The 1,282-nt window shown below is 45.1% G+C and carries 3 tRNA genes and 2 rRNA genes; all 5 read left to right on the plus strand.

Annotated elements, in window-relative coordinates:
- Positions 1 to 84, plus strand: a 16S ribosomal RNA gene (locus CZ809_RS20590); the annotation flags it as partial.
- A 96-nt stretch (positions 85 to 180) separates the two neighbouring features.
- Positions 181 to 256: transfer RNA gene (locus tag CZ809_RS20595), tRNA-Glu, on the plus strand.
- A 26-nt stretch (positions 257 to 282) separates the two neighbouring features.
- A tRNA-Val gene (locus CZ809_RS20600) sits at positions 283 to 358 on the plus strand.
- A 42-nt stretch (positions 359 to 400) separates the two neighbouring features.
- Positions 401 to 476: transfer RNA gene (locus CZ809_RS20605), tRNA-Ala, on the plus strand.
- A 332-nt stretch (positions 477 to 808) separates the two neighbouring features.
- Positions 809 to 1,282, plus strand: a 23S ribosomal RNA gene (locus CZ809_RS20610); the annotation flags it as partial.

The raw sequence follows: 1,282 nt of genomic DNA on the forward strand, positions 1-1,282 counted from the left end.
GCGTTTACCACGGTGTGGTTCATGACTGGGGTGAAGTCGTAACAAGGTAGCCCTAGGGGAACCTGGGGCTGGATCACCTCCTTACCTAAAGACTTATGCTGTTTTATGCAGTGTCCACACAGATTGCCTGGTTAAAATGTAAAAGAACATCTAAGTTACCCATAACTTAGAGAAAACTTAGTCCCGTTCGTCTAGAGGCCTAGGACACCGCCCTTTCACGGCGGTAACAGGGGTTCGACTCCCCTACGGGACGCCACTTCTTTTCATCGGAAGTAAAACGATGGGCGATTAGCTCAGTTGGGAGAGCACCTCCCTTACAAGGAGGGGGTCACTGGTTCGAGCCCGGTATCGCCCACCACTTTCTGTTGAATAGAACTTCTCCTAAGAAGTAAAACTTGATGGGGTTATAGCTCAGCTGGGAGAGCGCCTGCCTTGCACGCAGGAGGTCTGCGGTTCGATCCCGCATAGCTCCACCACTTTCTAAATGCATTCGCAAGAGTGTGATTAGAAAGTGGATTAGTCATCGTTAAAAATGACAAAAACACATGTTCTTTAACAATCTGGAAAGCTGACTAGTAAATTTAATCGAAAGATTAATTTTAAAAATGTTTTTATTGCTTCTTGTAAAAGAAGGATAAAAACGAGTTCTCAAACAACACACATTCAAGTGTCTTGATTTTGGTTTCACTTTTTAAAGTGAAGACAAATAAATGAGTCCGGCGAAAAACCAATGTTTAATATTTTCTTGATCGGATTATTAAACGCAAACCTTGGTTGTTTGAACATGCAAGACCTCTTGGGGTTGTATGGTTAAGTGACTAAGCGTACACGGTGGATGCCTTGGCAGTCAGAGGCGATGAAGGACGTATTAACTTGCGATAAGCCCAGATTAGGCAGTAAAAGCCTCTTGAGTCTGGGATTTCCGAATGGGGAAACCCACTTGCATAAGCAAGTATCATTAACTGAATACATAGGTTAATGAGGCAAACCGGGGGAACTGAAACATCTAAGTACCCCGAGGAAGAGAAATCAACCGAGATTCCGGTAGTAGCGGCGAGCGAAACCGGATTAGCCCTTAAGCTAGTTCTGCGTTAGGTGAAGGTTCTGGAAAGTTCCGCGATACAGGGTGATAGCCCCGTAACCAAAAATGCATTATTAGTGAAATCGAGTAGGACGGGACACGTGATATCCTGTTTGAACATGGGGGGACCATCCTCCAAGGCTAAATACTCCTGACTGACCGATAGTGAACCAGTACCGTGAGGGAAAGGCGAAAAGAACC

Source organism: Photobacterium piscicola, assembly GCF_900166965.1.
GTDB lineage: Bacteria > Pseudomonadota > Gammaproteobacteria > Enterobacterales > Vibrionaceae > Photobacterium > Photobacterium piscicola.